Here is a 16,916-nt window from a genome sequence, read left to right on the forward strand (position 1 = left end):
TTTAAGGTGCAAAGGTAAATTTTATTAGTGTATATTAAAAATTACCCCTGTATTAAAATTGAAACCTAAACTATTGTAGCCAATAATCTCATTGTATTTTTTATTCAGGATGTTTTTCGTATCGAAGAACAGTTTTACGCGTTTTTTAGCCAATGCATATTCTGCATAGGCATTTAACAATTGATAAGCAGGTAGTTGATCAACGGTGTATGTAGTAAAATTACCATCGGTACGTTTGCCAAAATAGCGGAAATTAGCGCTCACATATAAATTGTGGGTAGCCTGTGCGCCTGCCGTGATGCCGAAGGTATGCTTTGGCCTGCGGAAAAGATAGTCGGCAATGGCATTATCCACAAAGTTGAACTCGTTGCCTTCTACATATGCATAATAACCGCTGATATTAAACACACTGAATTTAGCGGACGGTTCAATCTCAAAGCCTTTGGTTTTCTGACTTACCTGGTTTACATATCCATTAGGGTAAGCATAAATGATGGCATCGGTTAAATCGCGTTTATAACCTGCTAAACGCAAGCTGAACTGATCGTCTGCAAAGCTAAAATTAACACCAGCTTCGTAGTTTTGTGATTTCTCCGGTTTTAAATCCAGGTTAGCGCCAAACTGACCAAAAAGCATGTTTAAGGTAGGTACTTTAAATGCTGTGGAAACCGTTCCGAAAAGTTTTATTTCCTTGATGATGTTGATACTTGGGGTAACCGAATAAGTATAGTTCTCGCCATATTGTTCGTGCTTATTATAACGTCCGCCAACTTCCAGGTTAAATACGCTTAAATCATGTAAGAATAATGAACTATAAGCAGCAAAAATGTTGGTTTCAGGTTTATTTGTAGCTGATGGTAACTTCATTACCCTGTTATCTATACCTACCAATAAATCTAGCTTACTGCCTAATTTCTGATTGTAGAACAAATCCAATACCGACACGCGACCTTCGTTAAGGCTTGGATACTGGCTGTGCGCATCATTCCGGGTGCTCTCAAAACTGTAGTTTAACGTTACTTTCCCGGTATTGAATTCATATTTGGCATTAGTACCTGCAGCAAAGTTTTTCAAGATAGAATAATTGTTTGCATCAGTAAAGGCACCACCATCGAATTGGTAGTTACCATAATAATAACGTACAAATGGGTTTACCGAAAAATGATTATCCAGTTTGATTCCGAAGTTTGCATTTAAAGCATCGGTTTTGAAGCCATCTTTATCAAATATGGATGTATTTCCTACCGGGTTAGCGGCCTCAGAAATTCCATCGGTTTTGTGATGGGTATAATTGATATTATAAGAAAAACCGTCAACGCCACCATTTAAACCAATGGTTCCTTTATAGGTTTCGTAGCTACCTGCACTAGCCACACCATAAATGGTATTTCCTTTCGGGCCACCTTTTTTAGTGATGATATTGATTACACCTGCAACCGCATCAGAGCCATAGATGGTAGACTGTCCGCCCCTTAAAATTTCAATGTGATCAATCTGATCAATAGCAATCAATCTTAAATCGAATGCTCCTCCGTTTCCAGAAGGATCATTCTGCACGATACCATCAATTAAAACTACTGAATAAGCACTTCCTGCACCTCTAAAAAAAACCGATTTGTTTAAACCTGGATTACTGCTTGCCCCGGCCACAACAATCCCGGCCTGCTCGCTAATCAGCTCAGGCAACGATTTACCATTACTGCGTTCCAATACTTCGCGGCTGATGATGGTAACTACTTTACCAGTTTGTGATTGTTTCTGATCGTTTTTGGTTGCAGAAATTACAACGTCTTTGAGCTGCAAACTATCTGGCGTTTGAGCATTGGCCACCCGGCCAATCATTAACTGCGCGAGCCCCAGCCCTGCTACAGTTAGCATACTTTTTTTGTTCATTTGATTGTGAGTTTTGCCCACAGCCAACAGATTAGAAAAGGAAATGAAAATATGAACCACGTTAATATCTCAATCCTAGCTTCAATCCCCGAAAGCTATGAAATTAAACGCTAAAGGCAGGTCTTCTGACTTACTCCCGTTTTTTCTGTCTTCCCGCTCAATAGTGAATTGGGCAGTGACTAGTGGATTGAAAAAACGTTACAGAGCTTACAGCTGCGGGACAGTTACAGAGTTACACTGTATTCCCTTTTAATTCCGGGTGTAAAACCGGAAACCAAAAGCGCTGCAAAAGTAAGAAAATTAAACAAGATGTAAAATACATGATGGAAAATGGTGATTTTGGCAAAAAAAGCTAAATTAGAAATCAAATTTCACTCATGAAAAGGGTTTTAATAATTGCATTTTTGCTCAAAAGCTTATCTGTTATGGCGCAAAAAACGGATACCGTCTTCCTAAAAAAATTAATGGAAAGTAAACCTGAACTCTTTTCTGGCGTGCTTAACCATCCCGATCACAATCAGATACAAATCCTTTATACACAAGTTAACCGTAGTATGAAGAATAAACCCACTTTTAAAACTTACAGTTATCATGTAGATCCACATCATTATTTTTATCCTGCCAGTACAGTAAAGCTAGCTGCAGTTATTTTTGCACTCGAAAAGATAAACCGCTTAAAAAATACCGGATTAAGTGCAAAAAGCACTATGATTACCGATAGTTCATATCAAGGACAAACTAAAGTGCTGAAAGATACCAGCGCAAAAAGCGGTATGCCTTCCATTGAACATTACATTAAAAAGATTCTGCTTACCAGTGATAATGATGCTTTTAATCGCTTATTTGAATTTATAGGCCGCGCAGAAATTAATGAAAAACTGAAAAAAAATGGATTGAATAGCAGCCGGATTTTAAATCGTTTGGCTATTGGTGATGCGGGAGAGTCAGCTAAACATACCAACCCCGTCAGGTTTTACAATGGTAATCAATTAGTATACGATCAACCGGCTCAGTACGATTCAAAAGAGTATGAGCTGCAACTAAATAACCTGTTAATGGGTAAAGGTTACCTGGACAGTGCCGACAGATTAGTAAATAAACCTTTCAGTTTAGCGGGAAAAAATGCCTTTGCCATTAACGATCAACATCAGCTGATGCAAAAATTAATCTTTCCTGAAGCTTTCCCGATGAAAGAGCGATTTAATCTGACGGCCGATGATTACAGGTTGATTTACACCTATATGAGTAAATATCCAACAGAGAGCGACTATCCCAGGTATGATCAGCAAGAATTTTGGGCAACCTATGCCAAGATGCTTTATTACGGACGTGAGCGGATAATCCCTGAACCTGACATCAGAATTTTTAATAAATATGGGGACAGCTACGGTTTCATTATCGAGAATGCTTATTTCGTTGATTTTAAAAACGGAATTGAATATTTCCTTACCGCAGTAGTGCAGAGCAATGAAGATGGAATTTTTAACGACAATAAATACGAATATGATACGGTTTGCTTCCCTTTTATGAGAAACCTGGGCAGGACCATTTACGATCTGGAATTAAAGAGAGTTAAAAAACATCGGCCCGACCTCAGCAAATTTAAAATGGATTATCATTAAAACCTTTTTCACCCTTTTGGGTTTATAGCCTATAAATTGTATAAAAAACTATACATTAATTAAAAAACAATATATTCGTATTTGAAATAGAAGTTTACATCTGTAATGGCTAAATTATTAATAATTGACGATGAACGCGCGATAAGGAGTACCTTACGCGAGATTCTGGAATATGAAAATTATGATGTTGAAGATATCGACAACGGTATTGACGGCCTCGAAATGATCAAAAAGGGAAATTTCGATCTGGTTCTTTGCGATATCAAGATGAATAAAATGGATGGTATGGAAGTGCTGGAACAAGCACAGATTATTAAACCAGACCTGCCATTCATTATGATATCCGGCCATGGCACCGTTGAAACTGCTATTGAGGCCAGCAAAAAAGGGGCTTTCGATTTTATCTCGAAACCACCTGATTTAAATCGCTTGTTAATTACTGTACGGAACGGTTTAGACCGCGGAACCTTAGTTACCGAAACTAAGGTTTTAAAACGCAAAGCCAGTAAAACCCGCGAAATTCTGGGTGAATCGGAAAGTATTTCCAAAATAAAAGAGACCATAGAGCGTGTTGCACCAACAGAAGCCCGTGTATTGATTACCGGTGCAAACGGTAGTGGTAAAGAGTTGGTAGCCCGTTGGTTACACGAAAAATCCAATCGTGCAGATAGTCCTTTAATCGAGGTAAACTGTGCAGCCATCCCGTCTGAACTCATTGAAAGTGAATTATTCGGACATGAGAAAGGTTCTTTTACTTCTGCTGTTAAGCAACGCATCGGTAAATTTGAACTGGCCAACGGTGGAACTTTATTTTTAGATGAGATTGGAGATATGAGCCTCTCAGCCCAGGCAAAGGTTTTACGTGCTTTACAGGAGCATAAGATTACACGTGTAGGTGGCGAGAAAGAAATTGATGTGAATGTTCGCGTTTTAGCGGCAACCAATAAAGATTTATTGAAGGAAATTGAAGACGGTAACTTCCGTATGGACTTATACCACCGCCTGAATGTAATTAATATCCATGTTCCACATTTAACTGAACGCATAGATGATATTCCGGTTATTGCGCAGAATTTTTTAGAGGATATCTGCAGCGATTATGGAATGCCTGTTAAAAAAATAAATGACGCCGGTATGTTGGCTTTGCAAGCTTTACCATGGACGGGTAACGTACGTGAGCTGCACAACATGATTGAACGCTTGATTATATTAAGCGATAAGGTGATTACCGAAAATGATGTACGTGCTTTTGCTAACCCGGGAGGTGGTACTAACATTGGTGCCGCGACCAGTACACAGATTGCGGGTACCGGCGGTGCTGGTCTGGCCTCTTCTTTTGATTCGTTCAATAATTTCCAGGATTATAAAGATTATGCTGAACGCGAGTTCATCAAGTTCAAGCTTGAGAAAAACAATTGGAATGTATCAAAAACAGCTGATGAAATTGATATCCAAAGAAGTCACTTGTATAGTAAAATTGAAAAGTTCGGTTTGAAAAGAGCTGAATAGTACTAATTAGGTTGAAAAGTTTTAATGTTGGAATGTTGAAGGTTATGCTGGCGACATTCCAATTTTTTTAGTTTCAGATTTTTAAAGACCTTTAAAAAACTAATCGAAATAGATTCGATACAAAATGCAATTGCAGTGATCAGAACTGCTGAACTTTACAACATTTCAACCTTTCAACATCACCACAAAGTTTAGCCCATATAATCATTCTGTCTCATCAGCAAAGCCCTGTATTTATTGAAAATTGCGGTTTTAGAAACAAACCCCAAATATTGGTTCTGCAGGGTTAACACAGGCAAAATCCAAACATTTTCCTGTTCCATTTTTTCCAACACCGTTTTCAGATCATCATTTTCGATAATGAGGCCTGGTGCAGTTTGTACCAGATGAGAAGCTTGAAGATTTTCCTTTTCCGGATGATTAACCATTTCGTTAAATAGTTCCTCTATATAAATTATGCCTTTAAAATCTCCGTTCTCATCAGTAACAGCGATTACATTTTTGTGCGATTGCATGATTTCAGTCATCTTCGAAGAAATTAAATCGTTCATCTGCAACCGGGGATAACTTTTTTCGATCAGGTATTTCAGCTTCATCTGATTCAGAACCGTAGTATCTTTATCTTCATGTGACAGTAACTCGCCTTTATCAGCAAGTGCTTTGGTGTAAATTGAATGTTTTTGTGAGCTGCGGTTTATGGCATAAGAGATGGCAGTGGTAATCATCAATGGAACCATCAGGATATATCCTCCCGTAATTTCTGCAATTAAAAATATACCGGTTAAAGGAGCATGCATAATGGAACCCAAGGCAGCAGCCATACCGGCCACGATAAAATTGGGGACGTTTAGCTGAGCTATCCCTAAAAGATTAACCAAGTAGGCAAAGATAAACCCGATTAAACCACCCATAATTAAACTGGGTGCAAATGTACCACCGTTACCGCCAGCACCCAGGGTAACCAGTGTAGCGATCGATTTCATGAAAATGGTTACGACCGTAAACAATACAACCACGGCTGATACCGAGCTATAATCCGCAAAAATACTATTGTTGATTACGGTGTGATAATCACCTTTTAACAATCCTTTTATAGTGATATACCCTTCACCATATAAGGTTGGAAATAGAAACACCAGAGCACCTAATATTAAACCACCCGCAATTACTTTCGTATAAGGATGTTTTATTTTATAAAATAGCCCCTTTACGGCATAGTTTGCTTTTGTAAAATAAATGGAGAACAAACCGATAAAGCAGGCCAATATGACATAGTAGAATAAGGCATCAACCTTCCAGCCTTCGGTAACCAAAAAGAAAAGTTGTTGTGTATAAAACAATCTGGCCACTACCGCTGCTGTTGCCGCTGATAATAAAAGCGGGATAAATGCAGGAATGGTAAACTCGGGTAGTAAAATTTCGATAGCGAAAACAATACCTGCTACAGGACTATTAAATGCACCCGCAATGCCCGCTGCCGCACCACAAGCCACTAACATCGTAATTTCGCGATAAGATAAGCCCAATAAACGGCCAATATTTGAGCCTATTGCCGATCCACTGGTTACAATAGGTGCTTCTAACCCAGTTGAACCGCCAAAACCAACGGTAACGGCTGCGGTAATAATCTGCGAATAAATGTTATGCGCCTCTACCTTACTCGATCTTTTGGAAATAGAATAAAGCAAAGGCGTTAAGCCTGTTTCGAATTTAGATTTCCGAATAAAGTATTTGATGTATAAAACGGTTAAGAAAATACCGATCATAGGAAATATAAAGTACAGGTAATATTTATATTTCCAGTGCCAATCTGATTGAAGAAATTCTTCGATATGGTGGGTTAAACTTTTCAGAACAGCGGCAGCCAATCCGGCTAAAATACCAACAATTACGGCGAGGATAACCAAGAAATTACGGTTTGATATTTTAGATTTCCGGTACTGGTTAATCTTATCAAGGTAATTTACAAATCTGATGTACATTCTATTGTTTTTTGATAGCGGACGGATGCCCAAAAGTAAGAAAAACAAAGACAGAAGTCAATTTAAAGACCGCCTTTACGCATCAAATTTATCCAACAATTTAATTAAGGTCGCAAAGTCTTTTGGATAAGGAGCATCAATCACGATTTCTTTATCGTCCAATCCTTTAAAAACCAAATGTCTGGCATGTAAAGCAAAACGTTTCATAATCGGCTGCTCCTCTTCGCCTTTGGTTAATTTATAACCTCTTTTGATCGAAGACAGAAAAACAGGTTTTCCTTTATACATCTCATCACCTACAATGGCTGCTCTTTGTGTGGCCAGGTGAATACGGATTTGGTGCATACGCCCCGTAATGGGCTTGCATTCCACCAAAGTGTAGTGTTTGTAGTATTTTAAGGAATCGAAAATGGTTTCTGCTCTTTTACCTTCCGTCCTGTCAATGGTTACATTTTTATTGCCATCGTTCAGGATCGGGAGATCGACCATCAATTGATCAAAAATAACGTGTCCATCTACGACCGCATGATAGGTTTTATTTACCTTTCGTTTTTCAAATTGGATCGAAGCGTGGCGATAACCTTCCGGGTTTTTGGCAATAATTAAAGCACCGGAAGTTTCTTTATCCAAACGGTGACAAACCTGTGCATCATCGCTATATTGCTTGGCCAAACGCAACACATTGGTCTCTCCGGAACCGCCTCTTTCATCTAACGAGGCTAAAAAAGGAGGTTTATTGATCACAATAAAATCGTTGTCTTCGAAAAGAATAAGGTCTTTAAAATTTGGAAACTTCAAATCGTGCAGTAATTAATGAAGTGCAAAAATACGATTTATTTTTTAAGGCACTCGTCAACCTGAATTTATTTCAGGGTCGTTATTAACAAAGTTGCTGAAATGAATTCTGCATGAAGAATGCTTTACGATCTTCGTCTCTCTGAACGTGTGCAGTACCTGACTCGAAATTTCAGGTACAAAAAAGCCGTCCAGATGCTGGATCTGGACGGCCTATTTCTTTTAACGTTAAGTATTTAGACTAACTCGAATTTATAGCCCACTCCTTTTACGGTTGAGACATAATTTTCGCCTAACTTTTCTCTCAATTTGCGGATATGCACATCAATGGTTCTATTGGTTACTACAACAGAATCCTCCCAGATATTTTTTAAGATTGATTCGCGGGTATACACTTTTCCCGGTTTTGATGCCAGTAAATATAAAAGTTCGAACTCTTTTTTTGCCAATACCACTTTGTTACCAGCTTGGAAAACCAGATAAGCTTCGCGATCGATTACCAGATCGCCAATTTCCAATTTGTTTTCAGATACTTCTTCCGTGCCGGTATTCCGTCTTAAAATCGCGTTAATACGGCTAACTAAAGCACGTGGTTTGATGGGTTTTGCGATGTAATCATCAGCCCCCACATTAAAACCCGCTATTTCTGAATATTCCTCACTTCTGGCGGTCAGGAAAACCATAAATGTATTTTTAAATTCCGGTATGGCACGCATTAAACGGCAAGCCTCAATTCCATCCATTTTAGGCATCATAATATCCAGAATAATTAAATCCGGATGTACCTTTTTCGCAACGGTAATTCCTTCCTGGCCATTGGTAGCTGTGAAAACCTGATAACCTTCTTTCTTTAGATTGTATTCAATAAGCTCCAGAATATCTGGTTCATCATCAACAATTAATATTTTCTGACCTGCGTTGTTCATTAGTTAAATATTTGTTACGAAAGTAGTATCTGTGTTGCAATATTTAGTTAAGCCTAAGTTAAGAAATTGTTAATTACTTAAATTAGTTTAACATGGAGTTTGTTTTAACGTAACGTTTTGGCTAAAAAAGCATCCAATTCATCACCACGAAGGTTTTTGGCTACTATTTTTCCGGCAGGATCAACCAGGTATGAGGTTGGGATGGCCTGTACCTGATATTTTTTTACTGTTTCGCCATTAAAATCTTTTAATTCCGAAACATGTGTCCAGGTTAATCCGTCTGCCTTCACCGCACCTAACCAGGCAGCTTTATCGGTATCCAGTGAGATGCCAATAATATCAAAGTTCTTATTTTTATATTTATTATACACCTTAACCACATTCGGGTTTTCCTGGCGGCAAGGCTGACACCATGATGCCCAAAAGTCGATCAATACGTACTTTCCTTTATAATCCGACAAACTTACGGCCTTATTATCTGCTGTGTTAATCGTAAATGCCGGAGCAACCTGTCCCACCTGAACGGCTTTTAAAAGCGCCATCTGTTTTACAAAAGCATCTACCGTGGCATTACCTTTAATTTCTTCTTTAACCTCATCGGCAAATTGTACCAGTTCAGCTTCAAATTCCTGCGGGCTTAACGTGTTCATGGCATAAAAACTAGCCAGCGTACCTTTGTTGTCTTTCGCAAATTTTATAATCTGTGCATTTAATTGATTAATGTACGATTCGTATTGAGGTTTCATCGATTCTAACACCGCTGCTCTATTTTGAGGTTGTGTTGCCACTTTTGCTTCAAAATCTGCCTGTAACTTTTCCACCTGTTTAGCAAAATTATTTCTGATGGCATTTAGTTCTGATAATTTTTCCACCTCATTCGCTCCTGAAATTTTATATGCCATGTTTTTATCGGCCAAATCAGCTTCCAATTTAATTTCATCGCCATTTTTTGCGATCAACATAAACTCATGGTTTCCTATTGACACCCTGAAGAAATCAACCGACGGCGTTTTGCGAATGAATTTAAATTCACCTTTCTCTGATAAATTGGTTGAATCGATTGCAACCATATTACTATTTTGCATACCGTACAAAAACACTTTCTTTTCCGCCCCAGGATTTTGGAATTTACCGTCAATTGTAAAGCTATCTTTAGATTTGCATGCGGTGAAAGCAACCGCGATCAGCATGATCAGGCTCAATTGTTTTATTCTCATTATTTCAGTTTTTCTAGTATTAATTCATTTATTTTTTTAGCGTCTGCTTTTCCTTTGGCCAGTTTCATTACATCACCGACAAACAAACCTAAAACGCCCTTTTTCCCTTTCCTGTACGCTTCTACCTGTTGCGGATATTTATTTAACACTTCATTAATAAAACTATTGAGTTCGTCTCCGTTTTCGGAAATCAGCAAATTTAATGATTGCGCCAGATCAGTAACATTAGCATCATTTGTCGATTCAACAGCGGGTAGTAATTGCTGTATAGCGATTTGTTGTGTGATTTTCTTCTCATCAACGAGGTTAATCGCTTCTGCCAATTGTGAAGGTTTTAACTTGAAATCAGTTATTGTGATTCCTTTTTCATTTAAAACAGCTCTAATTGGGCCGATTAACCAGTTTATTAAACTTTTTTTGTTTTGAACAGCTGATTGAGCCTGGTTGAAGTAATTCAACAGATCTAGATCTTCAGCAAAAAGTACTGCATCAGCTTTACTGATCCCGAAATCGGCAACCATCTGTTTAGAAATTTCATTTGGCAAAGGCGGCATCAAAGATTTAATTTCTGCCAACCAATCATCCGAAATATAAATAGGTTGTAAATCAGGATCAGAAAAATAACGGTAATCATTGGCTTCTTCTTTGGTACGCATTGGAGAAGTCGTCCCTTTATCGGCATCAAAATTCAAGGTGCTCTGGATAATTCTTTCGCCATTGCTGATCGCTTCTACCTGACGCCCAAATTCAAAATCCATTGCCCTGCGCACATGGCGCATCGAGTTTAGGTTTTTCACTTCGCAGCGCGTTCCAAACCCGTTATCGCCTTGTGGACGTATAGAGATGTTGGCATCACAGCGTAAACTACCTTCCTCCATATTCCCGTCACTTACATTTAAATGTCTTACCAATTTCCTGATTTCACTTAACAAAACGGAAGCTTCTTCCGAACTCCGGATATCGGGTTCAGTCACGATTTCAATCAGCGGCACACCTGCCCGGTTTAAATCAACCAAAGAGTAGTTTTCATCCTGATCATGAATACTTTTACCTGCATCTTCCTCCAGGTGGATACGGTTAATGCCGATCTTTTTGGTAGAACCATCAGCCAATTCAATTTCTAAAAAGCCATTTACACAGATAGGTTGATTATCCTGGGTAATCTGATATCCTTTAGGCAAATCGGCATAGAAATAGTTTTTCCGGTCGAAATGATTGATCTGGTTGATGGTACAATTTAAAGCTAAACCAATACGGATAGCTTTTGCCACTACTTCTTTATTTAACTTGGGCAAGGCCCCGGGCAATGCCAGCGAAACCGTAGATATATTTTGATTAGGCAAAGCCCCAAAAGATGCACTATCAGCAGAAAATATTTTGGTATTTGTATTCAACTGAACATGGATCTCTAATCCAGAAACGAGTTCGAAAGCAGTTTGGGGGCTTATTTCTTGTAAAGGCATTTAAAGCTTCTTAATATTATAAGTTTATTAACCAAAGGTTACACAGCGGATACAGTTTTAGCTATGGTTAAATATTGATGTGTCAAATATAGTTATTATTTAGTCTTTCGTTAAAAAAGGCTGGACGGAGAAATTTTTAGAAATTCCTGCCAGGGCAATCCACCACTACCAACCAAAAGCATCTTATCAGGTTTGTACATTTTCCTGAAAGCATCCATACCGGATGTACCGCTAACCAGGCCGGTGCTTTTAACCTCCAAACCAATTGTTTTTCCACGTTTCTCCAGAACAAAATCTACCTCATCGTTTCTATGTCGCCAGTAGAATACCTTATAGCCTTCTATAAAAGAACAGTTTAAAAGATGCGCTCCGATTGAAGATTCCACCATCCTGCCCCATTCTGAGGGCTTTTTCCTTATTTCATCAAAAAACTCATTACGTTGTGCGCTCAGCAATGCGTTGTTATGCACCTGAAATTTAGGGCTCGATGAACGTTTACGAATTACATCAGCTGCAAATTTCTCAATACCGCCCAACAAGCCCGCGGTATCTAGCATTCGCAAATAATGCGATAAGGTTGTGGTATTACCAGCATCAGAGAGTTGACCTATTATTTTGGTAAAAGAAAGGATCTGACTCGAATATAAACAGCCCAATTCGAACAAACGTTTCATCAATGCAGGTTTATCAACGCGCGTAAGCATCAAAATATCTTTCGAGATACTGGTTTCTATTAAAGCATTCGAAACATAGTTTTTCCAGCGTTCTTCTTCTTTAATTAATCCTGCCGAACCAGGATAACCTCCAAACCAGACATATTCTTCGGCAGTAAAACCAAAAGCACTTTCCATTTCTGCAAAGCTCCAATGGCCTAAATAAGTTAATTCGAAACGACCGGCAAGCGATTCGGTAAGTCCTTGTTGAATGAGCAGTCTCGAAGATCCCAATAGAATTATTTTTAGGTTTACTCCGTTACGTATGTCTTCATCCCATAAGCGCTTTACAATTTCACTCCAGTTATCAATTTTCTGAATTTCATCAATCACGAGAAGATATTCAGTTACCGCTGGTTCTTTTAACAATTCTCGGGTATTGAACCAGATCAGCTCCAACCAAGTCCTATCCGAAGCAGCAACCGCATCTGCAGATTCAAATATGTAAGGCGTATTAATTTCTTTAACCAATTGACTGATCAAAGTTGTTTTGCCTATTTGTCTGGGCCCTACGAGAACTTGAATAAACCTTTTTGGTTCATTCATCACCTTTATAAGGTCCTGTAAATAAGATCTTTGAAACATATTAAACAATTTACTCAATAACATGAGTAAAATTACTCAATATGCTTAGTAAATCAAAATTTCTTATAAAAACTTTGCTAAATATGTAAGCTATAATTAGCTTTTTCCTTATAATATTAATTGAAAGATACAAGCGCAATCAATTGAAAATAAGAATTTTAACACCATATATACAATTTACTCAATGTAATGAGTAAAATTACTCAACGTTATGTACAATTCGTAATTATCTATTATATGCAATTTATTGACCATTTTGAATATTCCAAGGCATAGCATATTAACCATAATTTATTAAATAGAAATCCCTTTGAGTGCCTTTTTTATATATCTGTTACAATAGATGTTTTGGCACAGCGTTTGAAATATTTGAACTACACACAAATAAAATAGATTATTATGAAAAAGTTATTCATCATCTCTGCGATTTTAGGTATCGTGGCTTTAACATCTAATCAATCTAATGCTCAGGTAAACATTAATGTAAATGTCGGTCATCAACCAACATGGGTTCCTACAGGGTACCAAAACATTAATTATTACTATCTTCCAGAAGTACAATCTTATTATTATGTCCCTCAAAGGCAGTTTGTTTATTTAAATGGGAACAGGTGGACAAGATCCAGATATTTACCGGCACGGTATAGAGATTATGATTTGCATCATGGAAGAAAAATTGTAATGCATGGAAACACGCCTTACCGGGATTTTCATACACACCGGGTAACCTATGTTAGCCATAAAGATTACTACCGTTCATCATACGGTGGAGGTAAAATCAAATACCGTGGGCCAAAAAATCATTTCAAACCTCACCATGTAGATCGCGGTCATCACGGCGGAAGAATAAATCCTGGTTTATTCTCCAGAGGACACCGAGAAAAACATGGTCACGGTAGACATTAAAATAAAAAAGAGGCTTAGGCCTCTTTTTTATTTATCAAACTTTACCCTGGAATAGCTCCAGGTGTTATTCCGATTTATTATTGATGCGGTATAAAACTTTCTGCTTTCTCCAAAACAACCCTTAAACCTGCCGGATTTTTACCTCCTGCCGTGGCATAAAACGGCTGTCCACCACCACCGCCCTGGATTTCCTTACCCAGTTCACGAACGATATTTGAAGCATTTAATCCCTTTTTCACCAGCTGATCAGACAGCATAACTGTTATTCCGGGTTTACCATCAATTTCTGTTGTAAAAACCAGGAACAGGTTATCAACCATATCCTTTAAAGAAAAAGCCAGGTTTTTAACCGCCTCAGCACTCGGCAGATCAATGTGTTTAGCAATCAGGTTAACGCCATTGATTCCTCTTACATGATGTACAATATCATGTTTTAAAGTATTCACACGTTCAATCGTCGATTTTTCAATTTCCTTTTTGAGTTTTGCATTTTCATCCAGCAAAGCCTGAACAGCTGCAGATAAGTCTTTGCTTCCGTTTAACAACGCTTTTAAATGCCCCAATTCTTTTCTTTGGTCCAGAAAATATTGCTCAGCTTTATCGGCAGTAATCGCTTCAATCCGGCGAACCCCGGCTGCAACGGCACTTTCTGATACAATTTTAAACGAGCCGATCTGTCCGGTAGCTTTTACATGCGTACCGCCACAAAGCTCTTTAGAGAAGTGATCATCAAAAGTGATCATACGGACAAAATCACCATATTTCTCACCAAACAAAGCCGTTACACCACTTTCTATAGCATCTTGGTAGGGAACATTACGTTGCTCCTTTAATTTAATGTTCTGTCTGATTTTCTGGTTCACGATCACCTCAATCTGTGCCAGTTCTTCTTCAGTTACCTTGGCGAAGTGAGAAAAATCAAAACGGAGATAATCTGCATTCACTAACGAACCTTTCTGGTTCACATGTTTCCCTAAAACCTGTTTTAATGCAGCATGCAACAAGTGCGTTGCCGAATGGTTATCTTCAGTTAAAATACGTTTATCTTCATCCACAACCGCCCAGAATTTACCTTCGAGATTATCGGGCAATATATCGGTAAAATGAACAGTCAGACCGTTTTCTTTTTTTGTATCAGTAATGTCTACCCAAAACTGGCGGCTATGGTCTTCTAAACGCCCCGTATCTCCTACCTGACCACCACTTTCAGCATAAAAAGGCGTCTGGCGCAATACAATCTGGTATTGTTCTTTGCCTTTGGTTTTTACTTTACGGTATTTTAAGATCTCGGTTTCAATTTCCAAATCATCATACCCCACAAACTCACTTTGATCATCAGCATTTACGATAATCCAGTCACCAGTATCAATGGCGGTTGCGGCACGGGAACGATTTTTTTGTCCTTGTAATTCTTTTTCAAATCCATCAACATCAACAGTCCAACCCTTTTCTGATGCCATTAATTGGGTTAAATCTAATGGAAATCCAAAGGTATCTGATAACTCGAAGGCAAACTCTCCTGTTATTTGTTTTGATCTAAATGATGCTTCCATTCTATCCCACTTCTCACCTAACTCCTCTAAGTCTTTACCATGTGTAAATGGAATATTTGAATTAATAACCTGTTCAAATCTTTGTATACCATTCTGAAGCGTTCTCAAGAAAGAAACCTCTTCTTCCAAGACCACTTTTTGTACAAAATCCTGCTGCGAAATCAGTTCATCAAAAACACCTTTAAACTGATCGGCCAATAACGGCACCAATTGATTTAAAAATGGTTCTTTAAAGTTTAAAAAGGTATAGGCATAACGTACAGCCCTGCGTAAAATCCTGCGGATAACATAACCAGCTTTATTATTAGAAGGTAGTTGGCCATCGGCAATAACAAAGGAAATGGCACGGATGTGATCGGCCATTACACGCATGGCAATGTCGGTTTTCTCGTCGGCGCCATATTTAATACCTGATTTTTCAGCAATAAACTGAATCATCGGTTGAAAAACGTCGGTATCATAGTTTGAGGTTTTTTCCTGTAAAACACGTACCAAACGCTCAAAGCCCATTCCGGTATCAACATGTTTGGCTGGTAAGGTCTGCAATGAACCATTTTTTAAACGGTTAAACTGCATAAATACATTATTCCAGATTTCGATTACCTGGGGGTGATCTGCATTAACGAGGGTAGCACCATCAACCAAAGCTTTTTCTTCATCGGTACGACAATCTACATGAATTTCGGAACATGGTCCGCATGGCCCGGTATCGCCCATTTCCCAAAAATTGTCTTTTTTATTTCCAGGTAAAATATGACTTTCATCCACATATTGTTTCCATAGATCGTAGGCTTCCTGGTCTTTCTCCAGCCCTTCTTTTTCATCGCCTTCGAAATAAGTAACATATAATTTGTCCTTAGGAATTTTATAAATCTCCGTCAATAATTCCCAACTCCAGGCAATCGCCTCCTTTTTGAAATACCCGCCTGCCGGACGGTCGGGATCGCCAAAGCTCCAGTTGCCCAACATTTCGAACATCGTATGGTGATAGGTATCAATGCCAACTTCTTCCAAGTCGTTATGTTTACCCGAAACACGCAAACAGCGTTGCGTATCTGCAACCCGAGAATATTTTATGGCGGCTTCCCCTAAAAACAGATCTTTAAACTGGTTCATACCGGCGTTGGTGAACATTAAAGTAGGGTCGTTTTTAACCACAATTGGTGCCGAAGGAACTACATGATGCTGCTTCGATTCAAAAAAACTAAGGAATGCCTGTCTAATCTCTTTTGCTGTCATTTCAATATTATTGGAGGGAACAAAATTAAAATTTTATTACGTTAATAAGGAAAAATCAAGCTACATTTGAATACTTTAATTAATTGACATAAAACACTCATAATCAATCACAAAATATGCCGTATAAAGAAAGAGACATTAACAAAATGTATTATACCATGGGCGAAGTGACTGAAATGTTTAATGTCAACGCCTCACAGATCCGCTTTTACGAGAAGGAATTTGACATCCTCCAGCCTAAAAAAAACAAGAAAGGCAACCGTCTTTTTACACCGGAAGATATCGAAAATCTTAAAATTATTTTCAACCTGGTTGATGAAAAAGGTTTTACCTTAAAAGGTGCCAAAGACTATCTAAAGAACAATAAAACGGGTGTAAGAGAAAACCAAAAGATTATTGATTCGTTAGAAAAACTTAAAGGATTCTTAGTCAACCTGGCACAAGAACTCTAATTAACCAGTTCCCCCAGCCTGTATTTCTTTTCACATTGATCTGCGTAATTTAAAATTACAT

12 protein-coding genes and 1 riboswitch are annotated in these 16,916 nt (G+C 38.3%); of the genes, 4 read left to right on the forward strand and 8 right to left on the reverse strand.

Going from position 1 to position 16,916, the window contains the following annotated elements; all coding sequences use genetic code 11:
- Window positions 1–24: 24 nt before the first annotated feature.
- On the reverse strand, window positions 25–1,893 hold the full coding sequence (locus QZ738_RS11835; RefSeq protein WP_293787768.1) for a TonB-dependent siderophore receptor: 1,869 nt from the start codon (window positions 1,891–1,893) through the stop codon (window positions 25–27).
- A gap of 97 nt (window positions 1,894–1,990) precedes the next feature.
- Window positions 1,991–2,187: riboswitch (cobalamin riboswitch) on the reverse strand.
- 170 nt (window positions 2,188–2,357) lie between these two features.
- On the opposite strand from QZ738_RS11835, the gene QZ738_RS11840 reads away from it, so the two are divergent.
- Both QZ738_RS11840 and QZ738_RS11845 read left to right on the forward strand, forming a co-directional pair.
- Window positions 2,358–3,515: a serine hydrolase gene (locus QZ738_RS11840; protein ID WP_293787770.1), complete on the forward strand. Its 1,158-nt coding sequence runs from the start codon at window positions 2,358–2,360 to the stop codon at window positions 3,513–3,515.
- 105 nt (window positions 3,516–3,620) lie between these two features.
- Window positions 3,621–5,024 carry a sigma-54 dependent transcriptional regulator gene (locus QZ738_RS11845; protein ID WP_293787772.1) on the forward strand — a complete coding sequence of 468 codons (1,404 nt, stop codon included), beginning with the start codon at window positions 3,621–3,623 and terminating at the stop codon, window positions 5,022–5,024.
- Between the two features lie 191 nt (window positions 5,025–5,215).
- On the opposite strand, the gene QZ738_RS11850 is transcribed toward QZ738_RS11845, so the two are convergent.
- The 6 genes from QZ738_RS11850 to QZ738_RS11875 all read right to left on the reverse strand — a co-directional run bounded on the left by QZ738_RS11850 (window position 5,216) and on the right by QZ738_RS11875 (window position 12,666).
- Window positions 5,216–7,006 (reverse strand): chloride channel protein, encoded by a 1,791-nt coding sequence (locus QZ738_RS11850; RefSeq protein ID WP_293787773.1) that lies wholly within the window; start codon window positions 7,004–7,006, stop codon window positions 5,216–5,218.
- A gap of 75 nt (window positions 7,007–7,081) precedes the next feature.
- A complete protein-coding gene (locus QZ738_RS11855; protein WP_293787774.1) occupies window positions 7,082–7,804 on the reverse strand; it encodes an RluA family pseudouridine synthase in 723 nt (240 codons plus the stop codon).
- Window positions 7,805–8,037: 233 nt separating this feature from the next.
- The gene (locus QZ738_RS11860) at window positions 8,038–8,727 is read right to left on the reverse strand and encodes a response regulator transcription factor (RefSeq protein WP_293787775.1); all 690 of its coding nucleotides are present in this window, start codon (window positions 8,725–8,727) and stop codon (window positions 8,038–8,040) included.
- 104 nt (window positions 8,728–8,831) lie between these two features.
- Window positions 8,832–9,944 carry a TlpA disulfide reductase family protein gene (locus QZ738_RS11865; protein WP_293787776.1) on the reverse strand — a complete coding sequence of 371 codons (1,113 nt, stop codon included), beginning with the start codon at window positions 9,942–9,944 and terminating at the stop codon, window positions 8,832–8,834.
- Window positions 9,944–11,407 (reverse strand): Asp-tRNA(Asn)/Glu-tRNA(Gln) amidotransferase subunit GatB, encoded by a 1,464-nt coding sequence (gatB, locus tag QZ738_RS11870; protein ID WP_293787777.1) that lies wholly within the window; start codon window positions 11,405–11,407, stop codon window positions 9,944–9,946. Before gatB ends, QZ738_RS11865 begins: the two co-directional genes overlap by 1 nt.
- A gap of 110 nt (window positions 11,408–11,517) precedes the next feature.
- Window positions 11,518–12,666 carry an ATP-binding protein gene (locus QZ738_RS11875; RefSeq protein WP_293787778.1) on the reverse strand — a complete coding sequence of 383 codons (1,149 nt, stop codon included), beginning with the start codon at window positions 12,664–12,666 and terminating at the stop codon, window positions 11,518–11,520.
- A 438-nt stretch (window positions 12,667–13,104) separates the two neighbouring features.
- On the opposite strand from QZ738_RS11875, the gene QZ738_RS11880 reads away from it, so the two are divergent.
- Window positions 13,105–13,611 (forward strand): hypothetical protein, encoded by a 507-nt coding sequence (locus tag QZ738_RS11880; RefSeq protein WP_293787779.1) that lies wholly within the window; start codon window positions 13,105–13,107, stop codon window positions 13,609–13,611.
- 77 nt (window positions 13,612–13,688) lie between these two features.
- Here QZ738_RS11880 and alaS read toward each other — a convergent pair whose 3' ends face one another.
- Window positions 13,689–16,403 (reverse strand): alanine--tRNA ligase, encoded by a 2,715-nt coding sequence (alaS, locus tag QZ738_RS11885; RefSeq protein WP_293787780.1) that lies wholly within the window; start codon window positions 16,401–16,403, stop codon window positions 13,689–13,691.
- Between the two features lie 116 nt (window positions 16,404–16,519).
- Here alaS and QZ738_RS11890 point away from each other — a divergent pair, with 116 nt between their 5' ends.
- Window positions 16,520–16,855 carry a MerR family transcriptional regulator gene (locus QZ738_RS11890; RefSeq protein WP_293787781.1) on the forward strand — a complete coding sequence of 112 codons (336 nt, stop codon included), beginning with the start codon at window positions 16,520–16,522 and terminating at the stop codon, window positions 16,853–16,855.
- The last annotated feature ends 61 nt before the right edge of the window (window positions 16,856–16,916 follow it).

The sequence above is a fragment of the uncultured Pedobacter sp. genome (genome assembly GCF_913776295.1).
Classification (GTDB): domain Bacteria; phylum Bacteroidota; class Bacteroidia; order Sphingobacteriales; family Sphingobacteriaceae; genus Pedobacter.